Source organism: Acidovorax sp. HMWF018 (assembly GCF_003061035.1).
In the GTDB taxonomy this organism is placed as follows: domain Bacteria; phylum Pseudomonadota; class Gammaproteobacteria; order Burkholderiales; family Burkholderiaceae_C; genus Acidovorax; species Acidovorax delafieldii.
The window spans coordinates 1-8,596 of the sequence record NZ_QAIM01000383.1; the positions used below are offsets into that span (position 1 = coordinate 1).

The following is an 8,596-nucleotide window of genomic DNA, read 5'->3' on the forward strand; positions in this document are numbered from 1 at the left end:
TCGTCGTTCGTGGCGAGGCTGATCAGGATGCGCAGCACGTACCAGAGCATGAGCGCAATCGATGCGAACAGGTGCAGCGCTGCGCCGGCGGGGCGGTCTGCAGGGTAGTCGTGGATGATGCGCGAGGTGTCGTACAGCACACAGGCGCCCGCAAACAGCACCATGAGCCCTGAGAACCAGATGCCCAGCTTGAAGCCGAAGATGGCGCCCGCGATGATGGTGCCCAGTGCCACCAGGCCCGCCACCTTCAGGATGCCGCCCAGGAACGAAAAGTCGGTCTTGCTGCTGAACGCCGTCCATGTGAGCGCCGCCACCAGCAGCAGCGTGATGAAGGCAGCGGCGCCGATGGCGCCCGGCACCAAAAGCTGGGCAATGCCGAACATCGGGGCAAAGATGAGCCCTTCCGCCAGCACGTAGAGGCCCAGGCCCATCAGCTGTGTCTGAGGGTTGTCCGAGTTGTCGGCGAGGTGCGATGCCAGCCAGCCCACGAGCATGAAAGCGCCCATGACCCCCAGCCACAGGAATTTGCTACCGCTGGCCATGAGCATCTTGGCCGCGGCGGTGGAAAGTCCGCTCACCATCAGTACCGCCGACAGCACGACAAAGGCCAGAATGGCCACGCCCAGGTGCTTGTAGGTAGAGACGATGAAATCGCGCCGCTCCATCGGAGCGCCCGCAGGGGTTTGTGGCGAAAGTGCGTTGGGGTTCATGGTGTGGTCCTCCGTAGTGAGCGCGCAGGTTGGCGCAAACGATGGGAGGAGCGCGCCCCGGGCGCTGCCCCTCCCTCCCTCTCTCTTTTTATGGGGTATGGCCGTCAGGCGGCGGCCAGCTGGTGTGCTTCGTCGGCGGCGCGCAGCTTGCGGTTGGACCACACGCCTGCCGCTCCCACCAGCGTGAGCAAAATGGCAAAGATCCAGGTGCCTGCGCCGCTGAAGGACTGCGCGGAAGAGGCGGCTTCGGCCTGCAGCCGCTGTTTGGTGGTGTCGTAGCTGATGACGGTCGCGCCGTCTGCCGATACTTCATAGACCAGGTCGCTGTCGCTGCCATCGACCAAGGCGGTGACTTTTTCGTCGATCAGGTTGCCCACCAGCTGCTGCGGTGTGCTGTGGTCGATGCGCAGCTTGCGCGCCTCGGCACCAGCGGTGTCGGGCTGGACCGTGATTTCGTAGTACTTCTTGGTCGTACGACGCTTGCGCTTGACGGTGACTTCAGAGGCCTGCGTCACGGTACCGGACACGGTCTGCAGACTTTCGCGCGCCACGTAGGCGTGGCCGTCTTCCGCCTTCCAGCCGCTGTACACCGACAGCCCGATGAGCCCCGGGCCCGCCAGCAGCAGGAGCCACGCGTAGCCAGTGACAAATATCAAAATCTTTCGGACGAACCCCGGCATCACAACCCTCTCTCTTTTCAGTTTGGAATATTGATTTTGGTAACTGCTGGCCGCCGGGTTTTGCACCTCTTTGGCGAGCCAGTCCGCGATGATCTTTGATATTTCCGTATCGGATGTAAGGAATTGTTGATTTGTCGCGGTGATGCCGAACTGGACAAAACCGAGAAGCGGCGCCCGTGAGTGCCGTTGTAAAAGCCATCGCTCCATGGCCGCGCTGGCGCTTGTGAGTCGGGTGGGCCCCAGCACCTCCTGTTGCGAGTTGCTACGTTTTGACGCCCACAGGCGACGTTTTCCGTGGGGTCGGGCATGCCTTGCGCACAGGCAAAAAAAAGCCCACACCTTGCGGGTGCGGGCTGGGGACTGAGTCCGGTGCCAGAAGCTGTCAGAACGGAATGTCGTCGTCCATGTCGTCAAATCCGGAGGCCGCGCGCGGTGCCTGTGCCACGGGAGCGGGTGCAGGGCGCTGAGCGGGGGCGGCCATGGGGCGCGGCGCTGGCGCTGCACGGCGCGGGGCCTGGTCGTAGCCACCCTGGTCGCCACCGTAACCGTCGTCGTATCCACCGCCTTGCTGTCCGCCGCCCTGTCCGCCACCGCCCATGCCCTGGCGGCTGCCCAGCATCTGCATCTGGTCGGCGCGGATTTCGGTGCTGTACTTTTCAACGCCGCTCTGGTCGGTCCACTTGCGGGTGCGCAGGCTGCCTTCCACATACACCTGCGAGCCTTTGCGCAGGTACTGGCCTGCGATTTCGGCGAGGCGGCCGTTGAAGACCACGCGGTGCCACTCGGTGGCTTCCTTCATTTCGCCAGACTGCTTGTCTTTCCACTTGTCGGTGGTGGCAATCGTCACGTTGGCCACCTGATCGCCACTGGGGAAGGTGCGCATTTCAGGGTCGCGGCCCAGGTTGCCGACGATGATGACTTTGTTTACGGATGCCATGGTGCTGTCTTTGCCTTTAAGGGATAAAAGCGCCGGATTTGGAGAGAGATTCCAGGCGCCAAACGCTCCATTGTGCCGCAACCGGGGGGCAATGAAAGCCCTGACGGCATGGCACGGCTAGGCGTTCAGTGCCCGCCACGCCCCACGGGCCGCAGCGGCCAGGTCAGCAGCAGCCACAGAGCCGTGAGCGCCGTGGTCACGGCAAACAGGCCTGGAGCCCCGGCCCATTTCACCAGCGCGCCACCCATTGCACCGCCCGCAAACAGGCCCAGAGACTGCAGGGTGTTGTAGCTGCCCAGCGCGGCGCCGCGCAGCTGGGCTGGCGCCATGCGCGACACCAGACTGGGCTGGCTGGCCTCCAGCGCATTGAATCCGCAGAAAAAGACGAACAACAAAGGCCCTAGCACCCACAGCGTGGCAGGCACACCGCTGGCCGCCAGCAGGCCCAGCCCCGCCTGCACCACCAGCACCAGGGCAATGGCTCCGAGCAGGGCCGCGCGCAGTCGGCCAGCACGCTCCAGCGCAAACAGCCCGCCCATGGCGGCAAACGACAGCACCACGGCGGGCAGGTACACCTGCCAGTGGTGGTCTTTGGTGAGTCCTGCCTGTACCAGCATCGCGGGCACGGCCACCCACATGGACAGCTGCACGGTGTGCAGCACAAACACGCCGAGGTTCAGGCGCAGCAGGTCAGGGTGTCCCCACACATCGGCCAGGCGGCCCCGGGGGGCGTTCCGATGCAGCGCAGGCTCGGGCGGCACCCACCAAACCACCACGGCTACACCGGCCAGGGCCAGCGCACAGGTCAGGCCAAACAGCCCCGCCAGGCCGATATGGGCAGCCAACATCGGTGCCGCCACCAGCGCAACGGCAAACATCAGCCCGATGCTGCCGCCCACCAGCGCCATCGCCTTGGTGCGCACGCTGTCGCGTGTCTGGTCGGCCAGCAGCGCGGTCACGGCTGCCGACACAGCCCCTGCGCCCTGCAGCGCCCGGCCCAGCAGCAGTCCGGTCAGAGAATCCGCCAGCGCAGCCATCAGACTGCCGCCTGCGAAGACGAGCAGGCCGAGCACGATCACCCGCTTGCGCCCGAAGCGGTCGGAAGCGATGCCCAGCGGCAGCTGCAGGACTGCCTGCGTCAGGCCATAGATGCCCATGGCCAGGCCTACCAGCGCAGGGTCGTCGCCACCGGGGTACTTGCGTGCCTCCAGGGCAAACACGGGCAGCACCAGGAACAGGCCCAGCATGCGCAGCGCAAAAATGAGGGCCAGGCTGACGCTGGAGCGACGCTCCAGCGCGGTCATGGGGGTGGCGGGTGCAGAGTGCTGCGGGGCAGCTGCGGCTGTCAGGGAGGAATAATCCGGCACGGTGGTGCGCTAAGGTCCGGTAAGCAAAAGCGAGATTTTCGCGCATTGGCCCTGACGGCCCATTGCAGCCGGCCCTGTGGCCCTGACTTTCAGCCGGAATCCTGCTTGGAATGCCGGTCCATCCACAGTATCCGTGCGGCGAGTGCGGCCAGCAGGCCCAGTGCCCAGGGGTTGTCCACGGGGGTGGGAACGTGGGAGCCGTCGTGGGAGGTGGCGCCATGAGGGGCCCGAGGCGCTGGTGCCGCGGATTGGAGCTCCTGGGCCGCTGTGACGTCTGGGGTGCACAGCAGGGCCACGGCAGTGGTTTCGCGCGGCGCAGGTAGGGGCAGGGCTTCGGTACCGGCCTTGGCTGAGAGGGCTGTGCACAGGGCCGCTCCTGTCCAAAGCAAGTGCCGTAAGGGCGCGGTGGCACGTCGGTGTAGCTGCCCTGCACACTGTGGCATGCCTGTCGAAGAAATACCAAAAATCGCCTGCAGTGCTGACCTGTATTGCATCGGTAGCTATCTTTTTTGATTTGTTTTGCGCCCCAGTCCCACCCACAGAGGCAGCGCCAGCGTCAACACAGTCAGCGCCCAGGGCCCCAGTGCGGGTACGGAGACTGGCCCTGTCCCCCCACCCGCTCCCGCCAGCAGCACGGGCAACCCGGGGTCGGTGATGTGGCCGGGCACGGCGTCGCTATCGCCAAGGCCACCGTCGGTCAACGTTAGCGTCACGCTACGGCGGTCGGGGGCGAACACCGCCGTGCTGCCGGGCAGCGCATACCAGTGGGGCTGGGCGCAGGCCGCTCCGTTGCAGTTCAGGCCCTGGGGGCTGGGGCCGTATTTGAGGTACACCGCACCGGCCGGAACGGGCTCGCTGTAGTGCACGGTGAATTGGGCACTGGAGCCTGCGCTGCCGCCGCTGAGCACCAGGCGCAATGCCCGGTGCTGCGTACTTGCGCCGCCAGGCAATGGTGCGGGTAGCGCGGCGTCGAGGACCGCTGTGTCCAGGCCCCAACCCTGGTTGGTGGCTGGGTCAGGCAGCGCGAGCGATGTGCGCAACCCTCCGACGCCGGACAGGGGCCAGGGCGCGCTGCATTGGCGCGAGTCGGCCCCACCGTTCTGGCCCGCGCAGGTCCAGGCAAAAGCCCCTGAGGCCGCGGCCACGCTGCCTGCTGCACCTGCGCTGCACAGGCCGGCCGTGGGTGGGGTGATGCGCTCCTGCCCGTCTGCCGCACCACAGGCTCCGTCGGCGGGCGGAGAGACGAAGGCGAAGACCGCGCCGCTCAGTACGGCCGTGCCGCTCTCCGCCACCACCTGCACGGTGGCATTACCTGCCGCATGAGACGGGGTGAGCACATCGATGCGGGTGTCGTCCACTGCATTGAAACTGCTGGCGGCCACGCCGCCGAAGCTCACGCGCGTCGTACTCAGCAGCCCGCTGCCACGCAGCGTTACAGGGGTGCCGCCCGTGGTGGGCCCGGTGGTGGGGCTGGCACTGGCCAGCACTGGCGCCGAGGCATACAGAAAGAATCCCTGGGCCGTGCCAAGGCCGGTTGTGACTTCCACGCCTGCCGATTGCAACGGCGCCGGGGGCGGAATGGCGGTCACCTGCGTGGCACTGTCTACAGTGAAGGAGAGGGCGGACTGACCAGCAAAGCGCACCGCCGTAGTCCCCGTGAGATTGGTGCCGGTCAGCACCACCGGCACCCCGCCCGCAGGGGGATTCCAGCGCGGTGCCACGCTGGTGACGGTGGGCCGCAATTCAGGCGGCACGGTGTAGGTGAAATAGCCCATGGGGTGCGGCATATGGGCGATGGGCGTGGAGATCTCGAACATCACCGTAAGGCCTGCCGGCTGGGGCGGCGCGACAGCGGTGATTTGCGTGTCGCTGTCCACGGTGAAGCGGGTGGCGGGTTTGCTCCCGAACAGCACCGTCGTCGCCCCGGTGAACCCGCTGCCGGTGATGGTGACCTCGGTGCCGCCGAGCATTGAACCTTCGCCGGGGCCCAAGTTCGTGATGTTGGGCTGGGGCACATAGGTGTAGCTGCCTGCCGCCGCCGTGCCCAGGGCGGTGATTAGTTCCACTGCGACGGTGCCACGGGCATGGGCAGGCGTGGTGGCCGTGACGCGGGTGCCGCTGCCGTCGACGATGAGGTTGGTGGCATCCACGCCGTCAAAGCGAACGGCCGAGGTGCTGCCCAGGTTGGTGCCGGTAAAGACGACCTGGGTCCAGCCCATGGTCAGGCCCTCGGTGGGCGCAAAACTGGTGACGGTGGGCCGCAATTCAGGCGGCACGGTGTAGGTGAAATAGCCCATGGGGTGCGGCATATGGGCGATGGGCGTGGAGATCTCGAACATCACCGTAAGGCCTGCCGGCTGGGGCGGCGCGACAGCGGTGATTTGCGTGTCGCTGTCCACGGTGAAGCGGGTGGCGGGTTTGCTCCCGAACAGCACCGTCGTCGCCCCGGTGAACCCGCTGCCGGTGATGGTGACCTCGGTGCCGCCGAGCATTGAACCTTCGCCGGGGCCCAAGTTCGTGATGTTGGGCTGGGGCACATAGGTGTAGCTGCCTGCCGCCGCCGTGCCCAGGGCGGTGATTAGTTCCACTGCGACGGTGCCACGGGCATGGGCAGGCGTGGTGGCCGTGACGCGGGTGCCGCTGCCGTCGACGATGAGGTTGGTGGCATCCACGCCGTCAAAGCGAACGGCCGAGGTGCTGCCCAGGCTGGTGCCGGTAAAGACGACCTGGGTCCAGCCCATGGTCAGGCCCTCGGTGGGCGCAAAACTGGTGACGGTGGGTTGAGCACAGGCCAGCTGCGGGCTGCACAGCACGGTAGCGAGCACGGCTGCAGCCAGTTTGCGGATGAATTGCATGGGGGAGTGCGCAAGGGGGGAACAGGCGGTGACCCATGCTAGGCGCGGCCGTCACTTCGGCTTGACTGTGCGTCTCAACGTTTTTGACCGGCTGTTTCGGCGGCATGCAGGCGCCGGGCGCAGGGTTACACCTGCAGAGTGCGCACCCAGTTCGCGTATTCGACTGTGGAGGGGGCTGCCTGGCTGGCAGTACCTGCTGCGGCGGCCAAGGCGCCGCCCGCCATGGCCCGCACATCGCTGGGCGTAAGGCCGAAGGCCGCACGGAAGGTCCGGCTGAAATGTGCCTCGCTGGAGAAGCCGCTGCGCGTGGCGACCTCGGCCACCCGCAGACGGCGATTGGCGGGGCTGGCCAGCGCATGGAAGGCGCGCAGCAGCCGACGCTGCTGTACATAGTGCGCCACACCGCCCAGCGGCTCGAACAGGCGGTACAGCAGGCTGCGCGAAATACCGAAGTGTTGGCACAGCAGCTCTGGGCGCAGCGGCGCTGCCAGGTTCTGCAAGATGTGTCGCTGGATGCGTTCCAGCGTCACCCCCTGCAGCTCGACCCGCGCCTGGGCATGGGTGTGGCGGCTTGGCCGTAGGCACGCGGCCAGCATCTGGGTGGTGGCTTGCACAACGGCTGGGGCCTCTGCGAGCGTCACGTCCGGCAGGCGTTGATGCAGAGACTGAAGATAGTCGCTGAGCAGTCCGCCCAGGGCCGTACCCTGCCGCAGCACCGTGCCATGAAGGTCAGCGTCGCGCCCGCCGAAAGACTCGGCGGCGATCTCGCGCGGCACCACTAGCGACAGCACATGCGAGGGCTGGGCATAGGTGCGTTGCGTGCGCCCCAGGTCGAACACGGTGATGTCGCCCGGGCGCACCTCCATGTCCACGCCGTCATCATGCTGGCCGACAAAGCCACCGCTGCGGTACCACTGCACCAGGTAGTGGTCCACACCGTCGCGCGCTACGCGGGGCGAACCGCGTGAGAACTGCTGGCGCCCGAAGTTCAGGTCTCCCACCAAGAGCGCACCCAGGTGGCGGGCGGTGACTGAGGCCTGGAAGTCCTTGGGAGGCTCGTGCCCCACGGGAGCCACATCGAAGATCACCGAGATGCTGCAGCGCCAGGCTTCGAAGCGCTCATCACCCACCAGCTGGTCGGTAGCGAAGACGGTGGAAGGCAACGATCCGGTGGATGGCATCGCAGTCCCGGATTTCAGCGGTGTTGGTGACGGCGCCTCAGGCCTAGCCAACCCAGGACCGCGACCAGCACTGCCAGAGCCCAGGGGTTGTTGACGGGAATGGCGGCTGCATCCGATCCGACAAAGAAGGCAGGTGCAAACGGGTCACGGATGCTGCCGACAGCGTTGTCGGAGTCTCCCACACCGTTGTCCGTCACGGTATAGCTCACAGTACGCCGGTCAGGGCTGAGGGTTGCCCCCGACCAGGCGAACCAGGTGGAAGCCCCCGCACCTGCTGTGGCGGGGCCAAACTTCCAAAACTGGATGCCGGCGGGCATGGGGTCTGGATAGTTCAGCGTGATGGTGACACTCCCCGAGCAGCCGGTGGCGAGGAACTCGAACCCTCCATGGGGCAGCGTGAGGTTGCCAGGCATGCCGACGGGCGCCATGAAACTGGTGCCGCCTGGGTTCAGGGTGCAGCTCGCACCTCCGCCTGATAGCGTCGCAGTGGCCAGGCCTGCCATGCCAGGCACTGCGCCAGACACTGACAGTTGCGCATTGACGGTGAAGCTGCGGCTGACTTGCGGTGCTGGCAAAAAGACGCCATTGCCTGCTTGGTCGGCATTGATGGTGCAGCTGCCCGCCGTGACAAACGTCAGTGCCCCCCCGCTGGTGATCGTGCACACGCCGGTGGTGGACGAGGTGAACGCAACGGCCAGACCGGACGTGGCCGAGGCAGACAGCGTGGGCGTGGTGCCGAAATTCTGGCTGCCAGGATTGGCGAAGGTGATGGACTGTATGGCCTTGGGCGTGACGGAGTTGGATGCCGAAGACGCAGGCCCTGTCCCTGCAGAGTTATCCGCCGTCACGGTGAAGGTGTACGCCTG

7 protein-coding genes are annotated in these 8,596 nt (G+C 66.3%); all 7 read right to left on the reverse strand.

Going from position 1 to position 8,596, the window contains the following annotated elements:
- A partial coding sequence (locus DBR23_RS15010) for a Bax inhibitor-1 family protein (RefSeq protein ID WP_108498780.1) occupies window positions 1-710 on the reverse strand: 710 nt, incomplete at its 3' end.
- Window positions 711-814: 104 nt separating this feature from the next.
- Window positions 815-1,597: a hypothetical protein gene (locus DBR23_RS15015; RefSeq protein WP_233250472.1), complete on the reverse strand. Its 783-nt coding sequence runs from the start codon at window positions 1,595-1,597 to the stop codon at window positions 815-817.
- A 175-nt stretch (window positions 1,598-1,772) separates the two neighbouring features.
- Window positions 1,773-2,327 (reverse strand): single-stranded DNA-binding protein, encoded by a 555-nt coding sequence (gene ssb / locus DBR23_RS15020; protein ID WP_056056677.1) that lies wholly within the window; start codon window positions 2,325-2,327, stop codon window positions 1,773-1,775.
- A gap of 125 nt (window positions 2,328-2,452) precedes the next feature.
- Window positions 2,453-3,631 carry an MFS transporter gene (locus DBR23_RS15025; RefSeq protein ID WP_108498781.1) on the reverse strand — a complete coding sequence of 393 codons (1,179 nt, stop codon included), beginning with the start codon at window positions 3,629-3,631 and terminating at the stop codon, window positions 2,453-2,455.
- A 563-nt stretch (window positions 3,632-4,194) separates the two neighbouring features.
- Window positions 4,195-6,549 (reverse strand): IPT/TIG domain-containing protein, encoded by a 2,355-nt coding sequence (locus tag DBR23_RS15030; protein ID WP_108498782.1) that lies wholly within the window; start codon window positions 6,547-6,549, stop codon window positions 4,195-4,197.
- 125 nt (window positions 6,550-6,674) lie between these two features.
- A complete protein-coding gene (locus DBR23_RS15035; protein ID WP_108498783.1) occupies window positions 6,675-7,730 on the reverse strand; it encodes a helix-turn-helix domain-containing protein in 1,056 nt (351 codons plus the stop codon).
- A 14-nt stretch (window positions 7,731-7,744) separates the two neighbouring features.
- A partial coding sequence (locus tag DBR23_RS29965; protein WP_199227717.1) for a choice-of-anchor U domain-containing protein occupies window positions 7,745-8,596 on the reverse strand: 852 nt, incomplete at its 5' end.